Origin of the sequence: Streptomyces sp. 1222.5, from assembly GCF_900105245.1 — a bacterium.
Taxonomy (GTDB): Bacteria; Actinomycetota; Actinomycetes; order Streptomycetales; family Streptomycetaceae; genus Streptomyces; species Streptomyces albidocamelliae.
This window is the reverse complement of the sequence record NZ_FNSZ01000001.1, coordinates 1,438,755-1,460,877: the sequence shown is the minus strand read 5'-3', so window position 1 is coordinate 1,460,877 and position 22,123 is coordinate 1,438,755. Positions and strand designations below refer to the sequence as shown.

The following is a 22,123-nucleotide window of genomic DNA, read 5'->3' as shown; positions in this document are numbered from 1 at the left end:
CAGGGCGGACAGCGACTTCGCGGAGTTTCAGGCTGCCGCGTGGCGACCGCGGCGGTGGCGGGAGGCGATGGTGGCGGTCAGGGCCTCCACGGCGTCGACGGTTGCGGTGCTCAGGACGACGGCGCGGCTGGTCGTGGCGCTGCCGAAGCCGTCGGGTGTCTCGGCCAGCAAGCCGGAGCGGGCTGTGAAGGAGTCGAAGACCGACCGCAATGCCCCCGGGGCCACTGTCTCGGCTCCGGCGGCGGCGCGGGCCAGGGCCGTGAGGTGTTCGTGGAGCGGATCGACCAGTTCGGTCAGCTCCGGCACGGTGTCCTGAGGAGTACGCGGCAGGTGTTCGCCCAGCAGGGTGGCGTATCCGGCAACCGTGGACACCTGAGTCCTGATCTGCTCCAGCTGCACACTCGACCAGGGGCCGCGGTGCTCTGCCGGCTCGGCGTGCGACTGCTCCACCGCGGCCTCCAGGTGCTCCCTGACCTGCCGTGACCGCGCCCGCAGCGCGTCGACGGCTGCCGGGTCGGTCGCCCCGACGTCGGCGTAGCCGGTCAGCAGCTCTGGCAGCAGCCGGTCCTGCACCCGCAGCCACTCCGCGAGCAGGCCCGGCACCCGCTGGGTGGACCAGGTCGGCCAGACCAGAAAGATGAGCACGGCGATCGCGGCGCCGACCACCGTGTCGGCGGCGCGCGCCCACGCTGTGGGCCCGGGCAGCCCGCCGACGTGGTGGATCAGGAAGACGATCCAGGTGGTCAGCCATAGATTGAGCATCAACTGCCCAGTCCGCAGGGTCACAAACGACGCAGCGGCCAGCAGTACCGCCACGACCGCGAGGCCGACGGGCGTCCAGTTCGGCAGGGACAGAACCCAGGCGAACAGGCCGCCCAGCACGGCCCCGGCCGCACGTCCCCAGCCGCGGGCGAGGGTATGACCGTACTCGGGGAAGAGCACCAGCATGGTGGTCAGGGCCACCCAGAAGCCGTGCGTGGAGATGCCCAGCCCGCCCCACCCGCCGATCGACCGGCCGATGACCTCGGCGAGCACCACGCCCACTGCGAGCCGCACCGCATGGCGGAAGATCGGTGATTGGGGGTGCAGCTGCGCCCGGATCCGCCGGGCGGTGCGTGCTACGGAGGGCGTGCCCGCGTACAGGCCCGGCACCTCGGTGTGGGGTTCCAGTACATCGCCCAGGCGGTCGTCGGTCGAGCGTCGGGCCAGCTGCTCGGCCGTGCGTAGCCGTGCGGCCAGATCGCGCGGGCCGCGCACGGGCGAGACGGCCGCCCAGGACTCCAGGAGGGTCCAAGCTTCCTCGGGGGTGCGGTGCTCGCGGCCGGAGGCCACCGTACGGGAGATGTCGCCCAGCACCTGCGCCGCAGCGGCCAGTGCCTCCTGGTTCCCGGCCGCCGCTACCGTCAGCCGCACCGTGTGCAGCGCGCGGCGGATGCGCTCGGCCTCTCCCAGCAGTCCGAACATGGCCGCAGCCGCCGGTCGGCTCAACTGCGGCAGCAGGTCCAGGGCCTGCCGGGCCGCCGTGAACGGAGCGGACCCGCCCAGGCCGGCGGAGCCGGCCGCGACCGAAGCCTCGGCGAGCGACTGGTACAGAGCTGCAAGGGCGCGGCGCTGGGCGGCGAACCGCGGACCGTACGGGGGGAGCAGTTGCACCACCACGACGAGTCCGGTCCCGACCGCGATCCAGCCGGCGATCACCAGGCCGCCATGTACGTCGGGAGCGAGATCAGCCGTGATCATCAGCCCGATGACCGCGAGGCAACCCCGGATGCCGGGCGCGATGCCCATCGTCCGCCACAGCCCGGTGGCGAACGCTGCGACCGCGAGCACCAGCAGGAACAGCCAGGTAGTGCCGTGCACCAGGGCCCCCAGCACCGCCATGGCGCTGAAGGCCGCGGCCATCCCGAGCGCGTTCACCACAGGGTGTCGCAGCGGGCTCAGCAGCGTACCGATGCCGCAGATGAACGCACCGACGCTGGCCATGGCCCCGGCCACCGGGTCGTCCAGCACCAGGCCGAGGACCGTGGCGAGCAGCACCGACAGTACGGCCCGTGCGATCGCCGACGGGGCGGCGAATGCCCGTTGAATGCGCAGCCCGTCCCGGCTGATCGTGACCAGCGAGGACCACCAGCGCATGTCCGGGCCTCCTTGGCGGCGCGGCGCGGGAGCAGTGCTCTCATCCTCTGCCAGCTCCGGCGTGGCTGCCACTCGCCCCCTGGAGGGCGCCACTCAGGGTCGTGAGACCGGCGGTCACCGTGCGTTCGTCTGAACAGCTCCGGGGCCCGGCTCCGGAATGCGCCAGGCCCGCGCCTACGAGGCGTTCACGCCGGCCGAGCGCGTCCTGCTCATCACGCTCCTGCACCCCTCCCCGAACTCGTCGCCGATTCCGACACCGGCTCCGATTGAAGATCGTGGTCAGTATCAGTCCTCGCGCATTCCGAGACCGGTGTTCGAACAGGTGGTTGGTCGGCGGCGGTATAACAACCTGGTTCATACGGAAGCGCAGGTGGGGAGCCTTCTCGTCAGCGCGAAGCGATGTTCCTCACAAACATCGACTCCGACGCGTGCCGGTGTAGGGTGAAGAACGCCCTTGACCTGCACAAAGCAGGCAGGGAGCCGTCTTCCAGGAGTCCAACATGCTGCGTACTCTGTTCAAGTCCAAGATCCACCGTGCCACCGTCACCCAGGCCGACCTGCACTACGTGGGATCGGTGACCATCGATGCGGATCTTCTCGACGCCGCCGACCTGTTGCCCGGCGAGCTGGTGCACATCGTCGACATCACCAACGGCGCCCGGCTGGAGACGTACGTCATCGAGGGCGAGCGCGGATCCGGGGTGATCGGGATCAACGGTGCCGCCGCCCACCTCGTCCACCCCGGCGACCTGGTGATCATCATCAGTTACGCTCAGGTCAGCGACGCCGAGGCACGGCAGTTGCGGCCGCGGGTCGTGCATGTCGACGCCGACAACCGGATCGTGTCCCTCGGCGCCGACCCGTCCGAGCCGGTACCCGGCTCCGACCAGCAGCGCAGCCCGCAGGCCGTAGGGGCCTGACCGGCGGACCAGGACCAGGAGCGTGCGTGTCCATGAGCGAGATCGAGATCCGCGACGACCGGGCGGCGGGCCGCCTGGAGGCCGTCGGCGACGGTGAAGTCGTCGGCCGCATCGAGTACTTCGTCCTGGAGTCGCCTGCGCGCGCCCTGGTCCCGGTCCACACGATCGTCGAGCCCGCCCACGAGGGGAAGGGCATCGCCGGTTCACTCGCCCGCGAGTTGTACGCCGTCGCCGAGCGCGAGGGCGTCCCCGTGGCCCCGCTCTGCCCGTACGTCGTCAAGTGGGCCGAACGCCACCCCGACGTCGCCGGCCAGGCCGACCCCGGGCTGCTGGCGGCGGCGAAGGACTGGCTGCGGGCCCACCCCGGGAAGTTCTGAGGGCGGACGCCGGCGGCGCGAGCGGGGGCGCGTCGGAGCCGGCGGCTTCGGGCATGGAGGTGTGCTGCCCCCAAGCGCCGGGGACCGCGGGCGCCCGGGACTCGCCGGTGCCGACGCGTCGCGGATACCGGGTTCGACGCGCGGCGTGAGCCACCCACCCGGGCGCCGCTCCGTGCTGCCCCCGGGTGAGTGGCCGAGCGGGTGCCGGGTAGGCGGGGGAGTAGTCCAGAGGCGACGTACGGCGACTGCCCGGAGGACACGATGACGAATCCCTACCCCGACCCCGCATCGCCGGGACCGGCACCCGGTCCGGGCCCGACACCGCCGGACCCCTACCCCAGCCCCGTGCCGCCGCCGGAGCCGGGCCCCCAGCCCACACCGCCGGGCCCCGGCCCGGAACCGACGCCCCCCGCACCGGGCCCCGACCCGACCCCGCCGCCGGCGCCACCGGCCCCGGGTCCGCCGGAGCCCTCACCGTCCCCGATCCCGCCGGGCCCCGAACCGGTGCCGAGCCCGGAACCGGGCCCACCGCTCACCTGACGCTCCGCGGGTGTGGGGCCGTTGTCGACCGGTGGCTGTGCCGCGTCGGCCGTGACGAGCGGGTCCGTCCGGTCGGCCCTCGCGCCGTGCCGTAGCCGCCGACTTGCCTCTTCGGGCCGGGGCCCGAGCCGGGCGTCCAGCCGGGAGCGCCCGGCTCCCCGCTCACCTGACACGCTCCTTGGACACGGCGCTGCCAACCGGATGGCCGCCCGGCGTGACCGCGCCCCGGGCGGCCCGCTCGGCCCCCGCTTATGTCGACGGACGGCCACCGCACGGCCCCACCGCACCGGGCGGCAGCCGTACCGTCTCCATGCACTACCAGGCGGCAGCCGCACGGCCCCACGCCCGTGGGACGGCAGCCGCACGCCCCCGCCCCGCCGGACGGCAGCCGTACGGTCTCCCCGCCCCACCGAGCAGCAGCCGCCCGCCCTCCGGCCCCCCGGGGCGCCAAAGGACGGGCTGGCCGACCTCTGTCCCTACGCCGTGACCTCCGACCGGTCCCCGCCCCACAGCGTGTGGAACGTGCCGTCGCGGTCCACCCGGCGGTACGTGTGCGCGCCGAAGAAGTCACGCTGGCCCTGGGTGAGCGCCGCGGGCAGCCGTTCCGCGCGCAGGGCGTCGTAGTACGCGAGCGCCGCCGCGAAGCCCGGCGTCGGCACGCCCTGCCGGGTCGCCGCGATGATCACCTCGCGCCAGTCGTCCTGCGCCTCGGCGATCTCCCGGGCGAACGTCTCGTCGGACAGCAGGCTCGGCAGCTCGGCGCGGGCGTCGTACGCGGCGCGGATACGGTCCAGGAAGGCCGCGCGGATGATGCAGCCGCCGCGCCAGATGGAGGCCACCCGACCGAGGTCGATGTCCCAGCCGTACTCCTCGCTGCCCGCGCTGATCTCGTGGAAGCCCTGCGTGTACGACACGATCTTGGACGCGTACAGCGCCTGCTCGACCCGGTCCGCGAAGGCCGCCGCCTCCGACTCGCTCAGCGGGGACGCCGTCGGCCCGGCGAGGTCCCGGGAGGCCTCCCGCAGCGCCGCGTGGCCCGACAGGGAGCGCGCGAAGACCGCCTCGGCGATGCCGGACACCGGAACGCCCAGGTCAAGGGCGATCTGCACCGTCCAGCGGCCGGTGCCCTTCTGCTCGGCCTGGTCGACCACGACGTCCACGAACGGCTTGCCGGTCGCCGCGTCCACGTGGGACAGCACCTCGGCGGTGATCTCGATCAGGTACGAGTCCAGCCGGCCCGTGTTCCAGGTGCGGAAGATGTCCGCGATCTGCGCGGGCGAGTACCCGGCGACATCGCGCAGCAGCTGATAGGCCTCGCCGATCAGCTGCATGTCGGCGTACTCGATGCCGTTGTGGACCATCTTCACGAAGTGCCCGGCGCCGTCGGGACCGCAGTGCGTGACACAGGGGGCGCCGTCCTTGGCCTTCGCGGAGATCTTCTCCAGCATGGGGCCGAGGCTTTCGTACGACTCCTTCGACCCGCCCGGCATGATGCTCGGCCCGTGCAGGGCGCCCTCCTCGCCGCCGGAGACACCCGTGCCGACGAAGTGGATGCCCTGCTCGCGCAGCTCCCGCTCCCGGCGCCGGGTGTCCGCGAAGTGCGCGTTGCCACCGTCGATGATCATGTCGCCGGGCTCCAGGAGCGGCGCGAACTCGCGGATCACCGCATCCGTCGGCTCGCCCGCCTTGACCATGATCACCAGACGGCGCGGGCGTTCCAGCGCCGCCACGAACTCCTCGGCGGTCTCGGTCCCGATGAAGTCGCCCTCGTTCCCGAACTCCTCCACCAGCGCCTTCGTCCGTGACGCCGTACGGTTGTGCACGGCGACGGTGTAGCCGTTGCGCGCGAAGTTACGGGCGAGGTTGCGTCCCATGACCGCGAGCCCCGTGACACCGATCTGCGCTGAAGTGCTCATACCGCCTGCTCCCTAGCTGCCTCGTGACTACGGCTCCGTAAGTAGGGGCCCTCGCCCATCCTGACGTGCCGCTACGGCGAGCGCACATCCGACCCGCCACGCTTGATTACGCGGCGACGGCGCCCAGTGCCTCAGTCTTCTGTGATCCCGTCCAAGGAGAGGCCGTTACCGGCCACTTGGCAGGGATGCGCGGCTGAATTTCTGTCTTGTCATGGCCTGTTCGCCGCGCTTACTTTTGCCCCTCCTGACGCATGCCGAGGGGATTTCGGACATGGCCGTACGCGGCCGGCACCGCCGGTACCAGCCGAACAGGATCAACCGCGCCTCACTCACGGTCACGGCGGGCGGCGCCGGACTCGCGATCCCGCTGGTCGCCGCCGGTACCGCGGACGCCGCCGACGCGGCCACCTGGAACAAGGTCGCCGCCTGCGAGTCCAGCGGCAACTGGAGCATCAACACCGGCAACGGCTACTACGGCGGGCTGCAGTTCACCCAGTCCACCTGGGAGGCCTACGGCGGCACCCGGTACGCGCCGCGCGCGGACCTGGCGTCCAGGGACGCCCAGATCGCCGTCGCCGAGAAGGTGCTCGACGGGCAGGGGCCGGGCGCCTGGCCGGTGTGCTCGGTACGGGCCGGACTGACCAGGGGCGGCCCGGAGCCGGACCTCCACACGGAGAGCACCACCACGCACCCGGCGCGGAGCGGCTCGCCCAAGGGCCACTCCGTGCGGGACGTGCAGCCGCAGACCACCCCGCAGTCCCGCGCGGGCCGTGCCGAGATGTACACGGTGGTGCACGGCGACACCCTCTCCGGCATCGCCGGCGACCACCACGTCCGGGGCGGATGGCGGCAGTTGTACGCCGACAACCGCACGACGATCGGTGCTGACCCCGACCTGATCGTGCCGGGTCAGCGGCTCGACCTGCACCCCACGCCCACGGCACCCGACAGCCACACCCCGGCCAAGCCGCCGAAGCGCAAAGGCCCTTCACCGAAGCCGAAGACGAAGACCAAGCCGCCTTCGGAGAAGAAGGCACCCACGCACCACACCTCGGGCGGGCACAGACTGGTCGCGCCGGTGCACGCGTCCATCGGCACCGGGTACCACGTGGCGGGCTCCCACTGGTCGAAGGGCTACCACACCGGCGTCGACTTCCTCGTGCCGACCGGCACCTCCGTGCAGGCGGCGGAGGCGGGGCAGGTCGTGTCCGCGGGATGGGGCGGTTCCTACGGCTACCAGGTGGTGCTCCGGCACACCGACGGCCGCTACACCCAGTACGCCCACCTGTCCGCGATCTCCGTGCGAGTCGGTCAGCACGTCAGCGCGGGCCAGCGCATCGGCCGCTCCGGATCCACGGGCAATGTCACCGGCCCGCACCTGCACTTCGAGGTGCGTACCGGCCCCGGGTTCGGCTCGGACATCGACCCGCTCGCCTATCTGCGGGCCGGCGGCGTCAGGATCTGACGCGGGCGCGGCGCCGGCCCGGCGCCGGCTGCGGCACGTAGATGCCGAGGGGTGCGGTCCACAGGATCGGGGGCAGGCCGTCGGCCGGTGGTCCGCCGCCGTCGGCATCCGTCGTGCCGTCGCCGGGACCCGGACCGGGCAGCAGCAGCTCCCGCAGGACGGGGTCGACGGGCTCGGTCCACCGCGGTTCGGCCGGCTCAGCCGCCAGTGCCCCGGCCGGCTCGACCTGCTGGACCAGGACCGGTCCGCCCGGTTCACGCGGGCCGGCCGCCACCTCGCCCGCCGACCGCTGGGGCGGGACGGTGAGGCGAGCGGGAGCGGCAGGCACGGCTGCGGAAGCTGCCGGCTCGGCGGAAGCGGACTCCGGTACCGAGGACACGGATTCCGGCACCGAGAGCTCCGGCACCGAGAGCACGACGGCGGTCTCCGGTACCGAAGGCGTCCCCACGGCTTCCGGTACGGAGGGCGTCTCCAGACGCTCGGACGTCAGCAGGATCAGGCCGCCCGCCGCCACCACACCGCAGCCCAGTGCCAGCGCCGTGCCCGTGCTGCCGTAGCGGAACGTCTCGCCGAACATCAGGATGCCGACCGCGGCCGCCAGCACCGGGTTGACGACGGTCAGCGTGGCCAGCGGCGCCGCCAGGCCGCCGCCCCGGTAGGAGGCCTGGGACAGCATCACGCCGGCCGTGGCGAACAGGCCGATCACCACGAGGGAGGACAGCTCGCCCAGGCCGATGCCACGGGTCCAGTCCACGGCGACGGTCTTGGTGAACACCGACGACATGCCGAACGCTATGCCCGAGGCGACGGCGAGCAGCACGCTGCGCACCGCGGGGTGCCGGTGCGCGGCGAGTCCGGCGCACATCAGGGCCACCACCGCCCCGCCCGTGATCAGGGCGACGGCCACCCGCTGGGCGGCGTCGAGGGAGTGCACGTCGGAGACGCCGACCAGGGACAGCAGGCCGGCGAGGCCGACCGTGGCCATCAGGGCGCCGCGCCAGGCGGTCGCACCGGCCCGGCGGCCGACGAACAGCGTGGCCATGGGCAGGGCGAAGACGATGGTCAGCGCTCCCAGCGGCTGTACGAGGCTGAGCGGGCCGTAGGCCAGCGCGACGACGTGCAGCAGGCCGCCGAGGCCGTTCAGCGCCAGCGCCCCCCACCAGCCGGTCCGGCGCACCGGCAGGTACGCGCTGTCGGGGGAGGACACCGCGACGCGCTCCTGCACGATCGCTCCGCCCGCGTACGCGAGGGCGGACACGAACGACAGGAGCACGGACAACGCGAGGGCGCTCATCGGCGTCTCCCCTGCGTGGGGCGGGGGCCCCGGCCCCGCGTGAGACGCGGACGCGGAGCCCGGCGCTGCGGACGGTCGGCTTCCATGACCAACACTCTGCCCGCCCGAGGGCTTCCCGTCGTCGTACCTGAGCACACAATGCGTCCTACTGCCGATGGAGTACATCAGCCGTCCGATCATCCCCTGGGCGGGCGACACGAGGTGGAGGACCCGCGCGGCCGGCCCGCGACCGTCCCTGGTACCAGTACCTGTTGTGGACCTCGACCCCGAACTCGCCGCCCTCCGCCTCCTCGGCGGCTTCTCCGTCCTGCGGACCGCCCCGCGGGCGACCGGAGCCACCGGAGCACCGCAGACCCGGCTCCCGATCCTCGCGGAGGCCTACGCACGAGCGGCCCCGGCTGCCCACCCCGATGCGCTGACAGTGCGCGTCACGACGGTCGCGGACCGCCTCCGCACCCCGGAGTCCCGGGTGGCCGCCTCCCTCGCGCAGCAGGGGCTGGCCGCCCGGCTGTGGTCGGTGTCCCTCGGCTGTGCCGTCCTGTACGGCAGGGTGCCCGACCTCCATCCGGGGCTGCTCCACTGGGATCCCCTCGCGTCCGCCCCCGACGAGCTGTGGCTCGCCGGGGTGCGCCCGCTGCCCGGCGACGCGGCCACCGTCGCCGGCACCGTGCTGCACGGCCATCTGGAGCCCCTGGCCGCCGCCCTGAGGGCGGACCACGGCGTCGCGGCCGGCCTGCTGTGGGGGAACGCGGGCTCCGCGCTCGCCGGGGCGGCCCGGGAACTGGACCGCTGGGCCCGCGCCCACGGCCGTACCGACCTCGCGGCACGGGCCCGGACCCTGACGGACGAACTCTTCGCCCACCCCCTCCTGCGCCCCACCGGCACCCGCGCCGGCACCGCCTTCCGCCGCCGCAGCTGCTGCCTGTACTACCGGGTCCCGGGCGGCGGGGTGTGCGGCGACTGCTGCTTCACCCGGCCGCCGCGCTCTTCCCCACGGGCCGCATCTGGGTGACCATGAAGGGAACGTGCCACCGAGACCAGGGGGTTGTCGGGTGCGAGTGGGACTGCTGACCCGGGAGTACCCCCCGGACGTGTACGGCGGCGCCGGTGTCCATGTCGAATTCCTCGCACGGGAGTTGGCCTCCCTGGTGGACCTGGAGGTGCACAGCTGGGGCGAGGGCCGCGGCGTGGGCGTCGTACGGCACCGGCCCTGGTCCGTCCTCGACGGCTCCAACGACGCGCTGCGCACCTTCTCCGTGGACCTCTCCATCGCCGCCGCCCTCGAAGGCCGCGAACTCGTCCACTCGCACACCTGGTACGCCAACCTCGCCGGCCATCTCGCCAAGCTGCTGTACGGCGTCCCGCACGTCGTCACCGCGCACTCGCTGGAGCCGTTGCGGCCGTGGAAGGCGGAGCAACTGGGCGGCGGGTACGCGCTGTCCGGCTGGGCCGAGCGCAGCGCGATCGAGGCCGCCGACGCGGTGATCGCCGTCTCGGGCGCCATGCGCGAGGACATCCTCGCCTGCTACCCGGCGCTCGACCCGGCCCGGGTCCACGTCGTGCACAACGGCATCGACACCCGGCTCTACCGCCCCGACCACGGCACCGACGCGCTCGTCCGGCACGGCATCGACGCCGCACGGCCGTACGTGCTGTTCGTCGGCCGGATCACCCGGCAGAAGGGCGTGCCCCATCTGCTGCGTGCCGTACGGGAGATCGACGCCGGTGCCCAGGTGGTCCTGTGCGCTGGAGCGCCGGACACCCCGGAGATCGACCGGGAGTTCCGCGAGCTGTACGAGGAGCTGAGCCGGGTCCGCGAGGGCGTGTTCTGGATCCCGCAGATGCTGCCCCGCCCCGAGGTGATCCAACTCCTCACGAACGCCGCCGTGTTCGTCTGCCCGTCGGTGTACGAACCGCTCGGCATCGTCAATCTGGAGGCGATGGCCTGCGGCACTCCGGTCGTCGCCTCCCGGGTCGGCGGGATCCCCGAGGTCGTGGACGACGGCCGTACCGGCCTCCTGGTGGACGCGGCCGACGACGCCGGCACGTTCGAGGCCGCCCTCGCCCGGGCGCTGGACACCGTGCTCGCGGACCGGGACGCGGCCGGGCGGATGGGGAAGGCCGGACGGGAGCGCGCGGTCGGCGAGTTCGGCTGGGACGCGGTGGCCCGCCGCACGGCCGGGCTGTACGAGGAGATCCGCAAGCAGGCTTAGTCCGGCCCGCTCGGGGCATCCATGGATATCCAGGGTGAGGGGAGACGCCATGCGTCGTGGTGGGCCTTCGGTTCTCGGGATCGTGCTGGCGGGCGGGGAGGGGAAGCGGCTGATGCCGCTCACCGCGGACCGCGCCAAACCGGCGGTCACCTTCGGCGGGACGTACCGTCTGGTCGACTTCGTGCTGTCCAATCTCGTCAACGCCGACGTGCTGCGGATCTGTGTGCTCACCCAGTACAAGTCGCACTCGCTGGACCGGCACATCACCACCACCTGGCGGATGTCCAGTCTGCTCGGCAACTACGTCACGCCGGTCCCGGCCCAGCAGCGGCTCGGCCCGCGCTGGTACCTGGGCAGCGCCGACGCGATCCTGCAGTCCCTGAACCTGGTCCACGACGAACAGCCCGAGTACGTTGCCGTGTTCGGCGCGGACCACGTCTACCGGATGGACCCGCGGCAGATGCTCCGCCAGCACATCGAGGGCGGGGCGGGGGTGACGGTGGCCGGTATCCGGGTGCCGCGCGCGGAGTCCTCGTCCTTCGGCGTGATCACTCCGGGCTCGGACGGCCGCGCGGTCCAGCGCTTCCTGGAGAAGCCGGCCGACCCGCCCGGACTGGCGGACGACCCCGAGTGCGTGTTCGCCTCGATGGGCAACTACATCTTCACCACCAAGGCCCTCGTCGAGGCCCTGCACCGGGACGCCGAGGACAGCCAGTCCGTGCACGACATGGGCGGCTCGATCCTGCCCCAGCTCACCGTGCGCGGCGACGCCCAGCTGTACGACTTCAGCGACAACCACGTGCCCGGCGAGACGACACGCGACCAGGGCTACTGGCGGGACGTCGGCACCCTCGACGCCTACTACGAGGCGCACATGGACCTGATCGCCGAGCGGCCCGCCTTCAACCTCTACAACCGGCAGTGGCCCATCTACACGCACTCCTACCAGCTCTCCCCGGCGCGCTTCAACGCGGGCGGCATCGCGAGCGAGTCCATCATCAGCGCGGGCTGCCTGATCCGCGGTCAGGTCACCCGCTCGGTGCTCTCGCCGGGCGTCCGCGTGGACCCGGGCGCGGTCGTGCAGGGCTCGGTGCTGCACGACAACGTCCGCATCGGCCGGGGCGCGGTCGTCCGCGGCGCCGTGCTGGACAAGAACGTCGAGGTCCCGCCCGGCGCGACGATCGGCGTCAACCCGGAGCGGGACGCCGAGCTGTACACCGTCTCCAAGGGCGGGGTCATCGCGCTGGGCAAGGGCCAGCGGGTCCCCTGACCGCCCGGAGCGCCCTCCCCGTCACCGCGACGCGTTTCGTGTAATCCCTTCAGAATGCCCGGATTTGCGCCCTCCGCCCCTCAGGATGCAGGCAACGATGTCGAACCTGCGGAGGTCATCCGACATGAGAGGGACCCGGCGCACACGGCTGTGCATGGCGGGGGTGATGGCGGCGTCCGCGCTGTTCGCCACCCCCGCCGCACGCGCCGCCGAGCGGACCGACGGCCACCTCACCGACCTGGTCAATCCCCTGATCGGGAGCCAGAACGAGGGCAACACCTTCCCCGGCGCGGCCGTGCCCTTCGGCATGGTGCAGCTCTCCCCGGACACCGGGCACAGCACCGGCTACGACTACACGCAGAACCGTATCCGCGGGTTCTCGCTGGTCCATCTCTCGGGCGTCGGCTGCCGCATCGGCGGTGACCTGCCGGTACTGCCCACCACCGGTGACGTCACGCAGACGGACTACGCCCGGTACGCCGCCCGGTTCTCGCACGCGGACGAGCAGGCGAGCCCCGGCTACTACGGCGTCGGCCTGGCCTCCGGCATCCGCGCCGAACTGACCGCCACCGCGCGCACCGGCGTGCAGCGCTACACGTTCCCCGCCACCGACAAGGCCAACGTCCTGCTGAACGCGGCCCAGTCACTGCACAAGCCGGTCGCGAGCGCGGTGGAGATCCTCGACGACCGCACGGTGCGCACCGAGATCACCGGCCACGGCTTCTGCCGGGACACCGGCCCCTACACGGTCTACACGATCACTCGCTTCGACCGGCCCTTCACCGCGTACGGCACCTGGGACGGCTCCACCGTCACCCCGGGCGCCCGCAGCGGGCACGGTGGCGCCTACCTCCGCTTCGACACCACCCGGGACCGCACCGTCGAGGCGACCACCTCGCTGTCGTACGTCGACGCGCGCGGTGCCGCCACCAATCTGCGCGCCGAGGGCGGCCGGAGCTTCGACGCCGTGCGCGGCCGGGCCCGCGAGGAGTGGGAGCGCAGGCTCGCCGACGTCCGCGTCGAGGGCGGCGCGCCCACCCTGCGCCGCACCTTCTACTCCTCGCTGTACCGGACGTTCCTGGCGCCCAACGTCGGCAGCGACGCCGACGGCCGCTACACCGGCTGGGACCGCCGCACCCACCGCGCCGACGGGTTCACGTACTACCAGAACTGGTCGCTGTGGGACACCTACCGCACCCAGGTCCAGCTGCTCGGCCTCCTCGCGCCGCGCGAGACACGGGACATGGCGCGGTCGCTGGTCGCGGTCGACGAGGACGGCGGCTGGCTGCCCAAGTGGGGCTACGGCCCCGTCGAGACGAACATCATGAGCGGCGACCCGGTCACCCCGTTCCTGACCACGGCCTACCACCTGGGTCTGCTCCGGGGCTTCGAGGAGCGGGCCTACCGCGCGCTGCGGAAGAACGCCGACGGCGTGCCGCCCGCCCAGTACCCGGGCGTCGGCCGGGAGGCCAACGCCGAGTATCTCGCGCAGGGGTTCGCCCCGTACGTCAAGGGCAAGCCGTACGCCAAGATGGGCGACTCCGACTACCACCACGGTGCCTCGGTCACCCTCGAGTACGCGCTCTCCGACGCCATGCTCGCCCAGATGGCCCGCGGCCTCGGACACGACGGCGACGCCGCCCGGTACGCCGCCCGGTCCCGGAACTACCGCAACGTCTTCGACCCCGCCACCGGCTTCTTCCGCGCCCGCGACGCCGCCGGCGCCTTCACCGGCTCGCCCGACCCGGCCCGCGGTATCGGCTTCCACGAGGGCACCGCCTGGCAGTACCAGTGGCTCGTGCCGCAGGACCTGCCCGGCATGGTCGGCCTGATCGGCGGCAAGCGCGCGGCCAACGAGCGGCTGGACTCCTTCTTCGCCTACGACCGGCTGCTCGCCGACCCCGGGCGGACCGCCCGCGAGGTCTGGGTGCACGGCGACCCGTACGCGTACTACAACGCGGACAAGTACAACCCGCAGAACGAGCCCGACCTGATCGCGCCGTACACCTACCTGGCCACCGGCCAGCCCTGGAAGACCACGGACGTGGTGCACGCGGCGCTGACCCTGTTCACGGACACGCCCACCGGCATGACCGGCAACGACGACCTCGGCACGATGTCCGCCTGGAACGTGCTGTCGTCCATCGGCCTCTTCCCGATCCAGCCGGGCTACGACACCTGGGGCCTGTCCACCCCGGTCTTCGACCGGGTCCACCTCAGCCTGGACCGGCGCTACTGGCCGAGCGGCGGGCTCACCGTCGCCGCGCCGGGCACCTCCGCCGCCGACCGGTACATCCAGGCCGTCCGCACCGACGGCCGGCCGCACGCGCGGACCTATCTGACGACGGCCGGGCTGCGCACCCTGCGCTCGCTCGCGTTCACGGTCGGCCCGCGCCCGTCGGAGTGGGGTACGTCACCCGAGGCGGCGCAACCCGTGCTGAGGTGACCTCCCCTGTCACTTGGGTCCCGCCTCTTTCGGCGGAAGCGGGACTTAATCTGCTGTTAACTGTGCGTAGCCTGCTCGTACTTGACCGTAATCGGCTCGCGGAGATTGACTGCAGATCCATCCCTTCGTCGACGCGCGAGGCAAGCCCTTGACTTCCCACCTGCTCGCTCCCCTCGACCTGGCGTTCTGGAACATGGAGTCCGAACGGCATCCGATGCACCTCGGGGCGCTCGGCGTCTTCGGCGCGCACTCGCCCACGGCCGGTGCCCACGCCGCCGATCTGCTCGCGGCGCGCGCCGCCGCCGTACCGGGCCTGCGCATGCGCATCCGCGACGTCTGGCAGCCGCTCGCCTTCGGCGGCGCGGCCCGCGAGCCCGACCCGGACTTCGACCCGCTCCACCACGTCAGGCTGCACGCCCCGACCGCGGACTTCCACGAGGCCGCCGGCCGGCTGATGGAGCGCCCGCTGGAGCGAGGCCGGCCGCCGTGGGAGGCGCATGTGCTGCCCGGCGAGGACGGGGTGTCCTTCGCGGTGCTGTTCAAGTTCCACCACGCCCTCGCCGACGGGTTGCGCGCCCTGAAGCTCGCCGCCGGCGTGCTGGACCCGGTCGACCTCCCGTACTCCGCGCCCCGCGCCGCCGAGCCGCCGCGCGGTCTGCTGCCGGACGTGCGGGCGCTGCCGGGCCGCGTCCCCGAGCTGGTCAGGGGAGCGCTGTCGGACGTGGGCCGGGCCCTGGACATCGGCGCCTCGCTGGCCCGGTCCACGTTCGGCATGCGTCCGTCCTCCGCGCTGACCTCCGCGCCGAGCGGCACCCGCCGGACCGCCGGGGTCGTCCTCGACATCGACGACGTGCACCGGGTGCGCAAGAGCGTCGGCGGGACCGTCAACGACGTCCTCATCGCGGTCGTCGCCGGTGCGCTGCGCCGGTGGCTGGACGAGCGCGGCGACGGCAGCGCGGGGGTGGCGCCGCGGGCCCTCATCCCCGTCTCCCGGCGCCGCCCGCGCACCGCCCACCCACAGGGCAACCGGCTCTCCGGGTACCTGATACCGCTTCCGGTCGACGACCCCGACCCGCTCGCCCGCCTCGCCGCCGTGCGTACGGCGATGGTGCGCAACAAGGACGCGGGCCCCAACCGGGGTGCCGGGGCCGTCGCCCTGCTGGCCGACCACGTGCCGGCGTTCGCCCACCGGCTGGGCGGACCGCTCGTCGGCCAGGCCGCCCGGCTGTGGTTCGACATCCTGGTCACCAGCGTGCCGCTGCCCGGCCTCGGGCTCCGGCTCGGCGGGCACGACCTGACCGAGGTCTACCCGCTGGCCCCGCTGGCGCCCGGGCAGTCGCTGGCGGTCGCGATCTCGACGTACCGCGGCCACGTGCACTACGGCCTGGTCGCCGACGCGAAGGCGGTGCCGGACCTGGACGTGTTCGCCCACGCGGTGACGGCCGAGGTGGAAACACTCCTGCTCGCCTGCGACGCGTAAGTCCTCCGTCCGGCGCGGGAGGTCTGGGGTCGTGGCCGGCGAGGGCCGAGGACTTGGCTCGGGGGGCGGGCCGGGAGGTCAGGGACTGCGCGTCGCGGCCGGTGAGCACCCGGTGCGAGAGGCACGGAGCGCCGGGCTGTGCCGGGTGGGCGCTCCGCCCGCGACGCGTGGGGCGCCGCCGGTGAGCCCCGGCGCTCGGCCGGGGCAGGGGCTTACGCGCCGCTCTCCGGGCGAGGCCGGGTCTGCGGTTCGTGACGCCCACAGGGCGCCGACAGTGGCCCCACCGGGGGGCGTGCACGTACCCGGCGCCGACAGGGCGCGAGTGGGCACGGCCGTGGGTCCGGACCGCCGTCGGTGAGACCCGGCTCTCGCCGTCGGGGGCGGGCCGTGGCGGTGCGCGCCGGGGGGGTGCCGAACCCACTCCCGTCGTCCCGGGGATCGGGCGGGTTTGGCCGGAAGCGGTGCCGCTCCGTAAAATTCCCCGTTCGAAAGCGGGCGCGAGTCGGAGCGCTGCGCAGGTGATCACGGAAGCGGCAGCGCGATGACGGTGACAGAGGACGGGTCTGCGTCCATGGAGGTCCCCATGGAGGTCCCCACGGACGCCTCCATGGACGAGATGGTGCACGGTCCCGGTATCGACCCGGAGCGGCTCGCCGTCTGCCTGAGCGTGCTGGAGGAGCTCGACCGGATCGACGTCGACCACCCCGACGCGATCACGGTACGCCGGGCCACCTCGCACATCTACCGCACGGTCAAGCAGCGCCGCCGCCAGGAGCGCCGCGCCGCCAAGACCGCGCACGACCGCGCCGTCACCGAGGCCACCGCCACCGGCAGCGCCGAGCGCATCGACGACGAGACCGAGGGCATCCTGCCCTCCTCCAAGATCGAGGCCGGCAGGATCGCGGGCATACTCCAGCGCCCGCGCTCCTGCTACACCTGCAAGGGCCGGTACGTGGAGGTCGACTACTTCTACCACCAGCTCTGTCCGGACTGCGCCGGCGTCAACCGGGCCAAGCGCGACGCCGGCGCCGACCTCACCGGCAAGCGCGCCCTGCTCACCGGCGGCCGGGCCAAGATCGGCATGTACATCGCGCTGCGCCTGCTGCGGGACGGCGCGCACACCACCGTCACCACGCGGTTCCCCAAGGACGCCATCCGCCGCTTCAAGGCGATGGACGACTCGGCGGACTGGATGCACCGTCTGGAGGTCGTCGGCATCGACCTGCGCGACCCGGCCCAGGCCGTCGCTCTGGCCGACCAGGTCGCCGAGGCGGGCCCGCTGGACATCCTGATCAACAACGCGACGCAGACCGTGCGCCGCCTGCCCGCGGCGTACGCCGCCCTCGTCGAGGGCGAGAACGCCCCGCTGCCCGCCGGTGAGCTCCCCGCCCACCACGTCATCGGCGCCTTCAACTCGGGCGCGGTCGACGGGCTGGCCGCGCTGCCCCTCGGCGCCAGCGGTCTCGACGCGCAGAAGGTCGCCGACCTCGCCCTTGTCGCGGGCAACGCCAGCGTCGCCCGGCACCTCGACGGCACCGCCATCGACGCGGGCGGCCTGGTCCCGGACGTGGTCGAGAGCAACACCTGGGTGCAGACGATCGACCAGATCTCCCCGGTGGAGCTGCTCGAGACGCAGCTGTGCAACTACACGTCGCCGTTCATCCTGATCAGCAAGCTCCGCCCGGCCATGGCCGAGGCCGCGAAGAAGGCGGCGAGCGGACGGGCGTACGTCGTGAACGTCTCCGCCATGGAGGGCGTGTTCGGCCGCGGCTACAAGGGCGCGGGCCACCCGAACACCAACGCCGCCAAGGCGGCGATGAACATGGTGACGCGGACCAGCGCCGACGAGATGTTCCAGGCCGACGGCATCCTCATGACCTCGGTCGACACCGGCTGGATCACCGACGAGCGCCCCCACTACGACAAGCTGCGCCTCGCCGAGGCCGGCTTCCACGCCCCCCTCGACCTGGTCGACGGAGCCGCCCGCGTCTACGACCCGATCGTGCGTGGCGAGGCGGGCGAGGACGTGTACGGCGTCTTCCTGAAGGACTACGCGCCCGGCAAGTGGTGATCACGGCCGACCGGGCGTGAGCCGCCGGGCGGCCGGGTCGGGAAACCGGCGGCCCGCCCGGCGGCCCGTTCCGCCGACCGGCCACCGGGCGGACCGGGCCGTCGCGACAGTGGGCCTGCCGTCAATCCACCGCACGGAGGCGGGAGTTGCGGGCCGCCACCAGCTCCAGCACCGTGCGCCAGTCCTCCAGCACGCCCGCGTCGAAGCCGCCCGTGCGGCCCTCCTCGACCGCCTGGCGCAGGCGCAGCGTGTCGTCCTCGGTGGCACCCGCGTCCCCGCGCACCAGCCGGAACACGCGCTCGCCGAGCAGGGCCCGCACCGCCTCGGCGGCGCTGCGGGCCCGGGCCCGCTCGTCGCCGGGGGCCAGCACCGGACCGATGCCGAGCACCAGCCCGGCCACCTGGAGCTCCTTGTCGGCGGGCCGGCCGCGGCGCAGCAGCGCGGCGGTCCGCAGCGCGTCCGGGTGCCGGCCGGCGTACAGCAGATCCATCAGCTCCTCGACGCTGCGCAGCTCCATGCGTCAGTCCTTCCGCGAGACAGCCGTTGCCCGCACGCCAACAGATCATGGCGAGCTTGCGGCCCGGCCAACGGCACTTGAACTGCGCCGCGCCCGGCCGGATGGGCGTACCGGATCCGAGGCCCGGGATCGAAGAGGTGTTCGGCCGGGTGGCCCAAGTGAGTGATTCGCTCTGTTGCGCTGCTGATGCGGTTCGTGACAAACAGCCGCATATTGAGGGCTATTGCGGGACCAATCGGCACGCATAAGTTACATCTTGTTTGCACTCCCTATCGAGCGGACCTCCGCTCATTTGGTTAATCTGGAGCGGACGGACAGCAGTACGGGTCCCACCCACACCCACCGTCCGTCCCGGGGCGAGCCGGTTCACAGCGGCCTGCTCTGACACGAGGTACCGGCGCCACCGCGCCCGAACTGGCCTTCCATCCAGACCTGAGCGGGCGTCCGGCTCCGGAGTGCGGACTGTCCGGTACGCCCCGAGGGTGACCCGACACATAAGGAGTGCGCGGTGACACCGGAGAAGACGAATCGCGAGCAGCGCCCGGCGGAACGCTCGGAGCGCGCGGGCCGGCGGCCCGGAGAACTCGGCAGCCTCGACGTCTGGGCCCGTTCCGCCCCGATCCGCCTCGCGGGCTACGAGGACGACCTCGCCGAACCCCACATCCTGCCCAGCGTGGACTGACGCCGGCGCCGGACCCTTCGCGATCGCCGACGGGCATGGGCGCGGCGGACTCGTACCCATGCCGATCGGGAAAGCCGCGGCCGCCGTACGGCCGCGGCTCCGGCATCTCCGGGCCAGGATCGTCTCCGCCGCCGAGACGCCCGTACCGCCGAGGACACCGCGGCCGTCACCGGCTCCGCCCGCCTCACCCCCGTGCCTGCCTCACCCCCGTGCCTGCTCGGCCAGGGGAGCCGTGCGCTGCCACGGGCGCAGACGCTCCAGCTCCTCCGCCAGGTCCAGCAGGACGGACTCCGTCCCCGGACGGCCCACGAGCTGCACCGCGCAGGGGGCACCCGAGGGCAGGGAACCGAAGGGGAGGGACATCGCGGGCCAGCCGGTGAGGTTCCACGGCGGGGTGAACGGCGAGTACGCCGTGTTCGCGAGGACATTGCGCAGCCAGCCCCGCTCGTGCCAGGGGCCGGCCTGCGGCGAGCGCCGCGCCAGCGACGGGGTCAGCAGGACGTCGTGCTCGGCGAAGAACGGCGCCAGCCGGGCGCGCAGCCGCTCCCGGCTGTCACCCGAACGGACCGAAGCCACGAAACGCCGGCCCACCGCCGCGTGCACCCGGGTACGCCGGGCCAGCCGCGCCCGGTCCAGGCCCTCGGCGTCCACCGCCGTACCGGCCGTCCAGTGCCGTACCGCGGTCACCCCCAGATCCAGCGGATACGGCGGCTCGGCCCGCCGCACCCGGTGCCCGGCGCGGGTCAGCAGCCCGGCCGCCTCCCGGACCGCGGTCGTATACGGCCTGCTCACGCCGACCCCGGCGAGCGGGCTGCGCACGGCGGCGGCGATCCGGAGCCGGGGCGGCTCCGCCGCGCGCTCCGGTTCGGCGCCCGCGAGGACGCCGAACATCAGCCGCAGGTCCTCGACCGTCGTGGCCAGCGGGCCGTTCTCCGACATGCCGAACCAGTCGCCGTTGCCGATCCCCGCCGGCACCACTCCGTGGCCCGCCTTCAGCGTGACCAGTCCGCAGTTCGCCGCCGGAATGCGCAGCGAGCCCATGCCGTCGTTGCCGAGCGCGAGCGGCACGAGTCCCGCGGCCACCGCCGCCGCGCTGCCGCCCGAGGAGCCGCCCGCCGTGCGCGTGGGGTCCCACGGGTTGCGGGCGATGCCGTACACGCCCTCCGTGGTGCCGAAGACACACAGCTCGGGCACGTTCGTCAGGCCCACGACCACCGCGCCGGCCGCCCGCAGGCGGGCCACGGTGACGTGATCCTCGTCGGCCGGGGCGTCCGGGGTGGCGGCGGAGCCGTTACGACGGGCCTCCCCGCGCACCGCCAGGTTGTCCTTCACGGCCACCGGCACACCGGCCAGGGGCAGTTCGGCCAGATCGGCACGCGAGCCCACCTCGTCGGCCTCGGCGAGCGCGGCCTCCGCGCGGACGGTGCGGAACGCCTCGATCCTGCCGTCGAGCCGCTCGATCCGCGCGAGGTGCTCGGCCATCACCTCCCGCGGTGTCACCTGCTTCCCGCGTACGGCGGCGGCGATCTCGGCGGCGCTCCGCCCGGCCCACTTCCCCACGGGCACTCCCTCGGTCGGTCATCGGCTACTCGCCGGTACGAATCACGGCGCAGGAAGAACTGTGCCGGGTCGGCGGCGGTACGTCGAGGGGTCCCGCCCCGGCCGGCACGGTTCCGTCAGCCGGGCCGTGCGGCGCTCGTGCTGCCCCGGCCGGTGACCCGGGGTACCGGTACGCCCACCGAGCGGGCCGGGTCGCCGTCCAGCAGGGCCAGCAGCTCCCGGGCCGCCGTGCGGCCGAACGCCGCGCTGTCGCGGGACAGGGCGGAGAGCCGCGGGGTGACCATGCGGCACAGGGCCGAGTCCTCCCAGGAGACGACCGACACGTCCCGCGGGACGCGGAGGCCCAGTTCGACCGCGGCGGCCACGCCGGCCACGGCCATCACGTCGTTGTCGTAGATCAGCGCCGTGGGCGCGGGGGAGTCGACGAGGACCCGGTGGGTGACCGCCGCGCCCTGTGCGTCGGAGTAGTCCGTGGTCACCGAGCGGACCTCGGTGAGGCCACGGCGGTCCGCCTCCGCGCGCAGGGTGGCGATCCGCCGCTGGGTGTGGGCCAGTTCGGGCAGGCCGGCGATGTGCACGATCCTGCGGTGGCCCAACGCCGTCAACTCGTCGACGACGGAGGCCATCGCGCCCGCGTCGTCCGCCCACACCGTGGACAGACCCGGGTGGCGTACGTCGGGTGCGCCCCCGATGACCACTGCGGGCAGGCCGAGTTCGTCGAGGAGGCCGGGGCGGGGGTCCTCCGCGCGCGGGTCGGCGACCAGTACGCCGTCCACCCGGTGCTCCGCCCACCAGCGCCGGTACACCGCGCACTCCTCGCCCACGTCCTCCGCCACCTGGAAGAGCAGGCCCAGATGGCGTTCGGCGAGCACCTCCTGGATGCCCGACACCAGCTGGAGGAAGAACGAGTCGACGCCCAGGGTGTGCGCGGGGCGGGCGAGGACGAAACCGACGGTCGCCGCGCCCTCGCCCGACAACTGCCGCGCCGCCGCGCTGGGGCGCCAGCCGAGCTGCTCGGCCACTCGCTGGACCCGGGCGCGGGTGGTCTCGGAGACACCGGGGCGGCCGTTGAGCGCGAAGGACACGGCGCTCTCGGACACCCCGGCCCGCCGGGCGATGTCCTTCATCGTGGGCCGACGTGTGGGCGACCGTCTGTCCGGCACGATTCCCCCTTCTCCCCGACGGTTTCGCTAATGCGCTTGAGTGTCAAGACCCTAAAGCGCATTAGCGATTGAG

The 22,123-nt window shown here is 73.2% G+C and carries 16 protein-coding genes; 10 read left to right on the top strand and 6 right to left on the bottom strand.

Annotation, left to right across the window (positions count from 1 at the left end):
• Positions 1 to 27 precede the first annotated feature (27 nt).
• Positions 28 to 2,136 (bottom strand): FUSC family protein, encoded by a 2,109-nt coding sequence (locus BLW57_RS06625; RefSeq protein ID WP_093472847.1) that lies wholly within the window; start codon positions 2,134 to 2,136, stop codon positions 28 to 30.
• A 500-nt stretch (positions 2,137 to 2,636) separates the two neighbouring features.
• Here BLW57_RS06625 and panD point away from each other — a divergent pair, with 500 nt between their 5' ends.
• Both panD and BLW57_RS06615 read left to right on the top strand, forming a co-directional pair.
• Positions 2,637 to 3,056, top strand: a complete 420-nt coding sequence (gene panD / locus BLW57_RS06620; protein ID WP_093472845.1) for an aspartate 1-decarboxylase — start codon at positions 2,637 to 2,639, stop codon at positions 3,054 to 3,056.
• Between the two features lie 32 nt (positions 3,057 to 3,088).
• A complete protein-coding gene (locus tag BLW57_RS06615; RefSeq protein ID WP_093472843.1) occupies positions 3,089 to 3,433 on the top strand; it encodes a GNAT family N-acetyltransferase in 345 nt (114 codons plus the stop codon).
• A gap of 1,016 nt (positions 3,434 to 4,449) precedes the next feature.
• On the opposite strand, the gene gndA is transcribed toward BLW57_RS06615, so the two are convergent.
• Positions 4,450 to 5,889 (bottom strand): NADP-dependent phosphogluconate dehydrogenase, encoded by a 1,440-nt coding sequence (gene gndA, locus BLW57_RS06605; RefSeq protein ID WP_093472839.1) that lies wholly within the window; start codon positions 5,887 to 5,889, stop codon positions 4,450 to 4,452.
• Between the two features lie 271 nt (positions 5,890 to 6,160).
• Between gndA and BLW57_RS06600 the strand changes: the two genes are divergently transcribed.
• Positions 6,161 to 7,354 carry a transglycosylase family protein gene (locus BLW57_RS06600; RefSeq protein ID WP_093472837.1) on the top strand — a complete coding sequence of 398 codons (1,194 nt, stop codon included), beginning with the start codon at positions 6,161 to 6,163 and terminating at the stop codon, positions 7,352 to 7,354.
• Here the strand turns inward: BLW57_RS06600 and BLW57_RS06595 are convergent.
• A complete protein-coding gene (locus tag BLW57_RS06595) occupies positions 7,344 to 8,648 on the bottom strand; it encodes a DMT family transporter (protein ID WP_101377024.1) in 1,305 nt (434 codons plus the stop codon). The two genes, BLW57_RS06600 and BLW57_RS06595, sit on opposite strands and share 11 nt — an antisense overlap.
• Before the next feature lie 253 nt (positions 8,649 to 8,901).
• On the opposite strand from BLW57_RS06595, the gene BLW57_RS06590 reads away from it, so the two are divergent.
• The 6 genes from BLW57_RS06590 (at position 8,902) to BLW57_RS06560 (ending at position 18,128) form a co-directional block, all read left to right on the top strand.
• A complete protein-coding gene (locus BLW57_RS06590; RefSeq protein ID WP_093472835.1) occupies positions 8,902 to 9,660 on the top strand; it encodes a (2Fe-2S)-binding protein in 759 nt (252 codons plus the stop codon).
• Between the two features lie 40 nt (positions 9,661 to 9,700).
• Positions 9,701 to 10,861 (top strand): glycogen synthase, encoded by a 1,161-nt coding sequence (gene glgA / locus BLW57_RS06585; protein ID WP_093472833.1) that lies wholly within the window; start codon positions 9,701 to 9,703, stop codon positions 10,859 to 10,861.
• Positions 10,862 to 10,910: 49 nt separating this feature from the next.
• Entirely contained in the window at positions 10,911 to 12,131 is a 1,221-nt protein-coding gene (glgC, locus tag BLW57_RS06580) for a glucose-1-phosphate adenylyltransferase (RefSeq protein WP_093472831.1), read from the top strand.
• A 124-nt stretch (positions 12,132 to 12,255) separates the two neighbouring features.
• Entirely contained in the window at positions 12,256 to 14,577 is a 2,322-nt protein-coding gene (locus BLW57_RS06575) for a GH92 family glycosyl hydrolase (RefSeq protein WP_093472830.1), read from the top strand.
• Between the two features lie 148 nt (positions 14,578 to 14,725).
• Positions 14,726 to 16,057: a wax ester/triacylglycerol synthase family O-acyltransferase gene (locus BLW57_RS06565; RefSeq protein ID WP_093472828.1), complete on the top strand. Its 1,332-nt coding sequence runs from the start codon at positions 14,726 to 14,728 to the stop codon at positions 16,055 to 16,057.
• Between the two features lie 541 nt (positions 16,058 to 16,598).
• The gene (locus BLW57_RS06560) at positions 16,599 to 18,128 is read left to right on the top strand and encodes an SDR family NAD(P)-dependent oxidoreductase (RefSeq protein ID WP_093472827.1); all 1,530 of its coding nucleotides are present in this window, start codon (positions 16,599 to 16,601) and stop codon (positions 18,126 to 18,128) included.
• A gap of 121 nt (positions 18,129 to 18,249) precedes the next feature.
• On the opposite strand, the gene BLW57_RS06555 is transcribed toward BLW57_RS06560, so the two are convergent.
• Positions 18,250 to 18,645, bottom strand: a complete 396-nt coding sequence (locus BLW57_RS06555) for a hypothetical protein (RefSeq protein WP_093472826.1) — start codon at positions 18,643 to 18,645, stop codon at positions 18,250 to 18,252.
• A gap of 508 nt (positions 18,646 to 19,153) precedes the next feature.
• Here BLW57_RS06555 and BLW57_RS40465 point away from each other — a divergent pair.
• Positions 19,154 to 19,327, top strand: a complete 174-nt coding sequence (locus tag BLW57_RS40465; RefSeq protein WP_101377026.1) for a hypothetical protein — start codon at positions 19,154 to 19,156, stop codon at positions 19,325 to 19,327.
• A gap of 201 nt (positions 19,328 to 19,528) precedes the next feature.
• Here BLW57_RS40465 and BLW57_RS06550 read toward each other — a convergent pair whose 3' ends face one another.
• Both BLW57_RS06550 and BLW57_RS06545 read right to left on the bottom strand, forming a co-directional pair.
• Entirely contained in the window at positions 19,529 to 20,887 is a 1,359-nt protein-coding gene (locus tag BLW57_RS06550) for an amidase (protein WP_093472824.1), read from the bottom strand.
• A 116-nt stretch (positions 20,888 to 21,003) separates the two neighbouring features.
• Positions 21,004 to 22,014, bottom strand: a complete 1,011-nt coding sequence (locus BLW57_RS06545) for a LacI family DNA-binding transcriptional regulator (RefSeq protein WP_371127847.1) — start codon at positions 22,012 to 22,014, stop codon at positions 21,004 to 21,006.
• Positions 22,015 to 22,123 lie beyond the last annotated feature (109 nt).

Bases quoted from the DNA above. Each gene is read 5' to 3' on its own strand.
- BLW57_RS06555 (WP_093472826.1), bottom strand. From the start codon at position 18,645: ATGGAGCTGCGCAGCGTCGAGGAGCTGATGGATCTGCTGTACGCCGGC.
- BLW57_RS06595 (WP_101377024.1), bottom strand. From the start codon at position 8,648: ATGAGCGCCCTCGCGTTGTCCGTGCTCCTGTCGTTCGTGTCCGCCCTC.
- BLW57_RS06600 (WP_093472837.1), top strand. From the start codon at position 6,161: ATGGCCGTACGCGGCCGGCACCGCCGGTACCAGCCGAACAGGATCAAC.
- BLW57_RS06560 (WP_093472827.1), top strand. From the start codon at position 16,599: ATGACGGTGACAGAGGACGGGTCTGCGTCCATGGAGGTCCCCATGGAG.
- gndA (WP_093472839.1), bottom strand. From the start codon at position 5,889: ATGAGCACTTCAGCGCAGATCGGTGTCACGGGGCTCGCGGTCATGGGA.
- glgC (WP_093472831.1), top strand. From the start codon at position 10,911: ATGCGTCGTGGTGGGCCTTCGGTTCTCGGGATCGTGCTGGCGGGCGGG.
- BLW57_RS06545 (WP_371127847.1), bottom strand. From the start codon at position 22,014: ATGAAGGACATCGCCCGGCGGGCCGGGGTGTCCGAGAGCGCCGTGTCC.
- BLW57_RS06615 (WP_093472843.1), top strand. From the start codon at position 3,089: ATGAGCGAGATCGAGATCCGCGACGACCGGGCGGCGGGCCGCCTGGAG.
- BLW57_RS06625 (WP_093472847.1), bottom strand. From the start codon at position 2,136: ATGCGCTGGTGGTCCTCGCTGGTCACGATCAGCCGGGACGGGCTGCGC.
- panD (WP_093472845.1), top strand. From the start codon at position 2,637: ATGCTGCGTACTCTGTTCAAGTCCAAGATCCACCGTGCCACCGTCACC.
- BLW57_RS06575 (WP_093472830.1), top strand. From the start codon at position 12,256: ATGAGAGGGACCCGGCGCACACGGCTGTGCATGGCGGGGGTGATGGCG.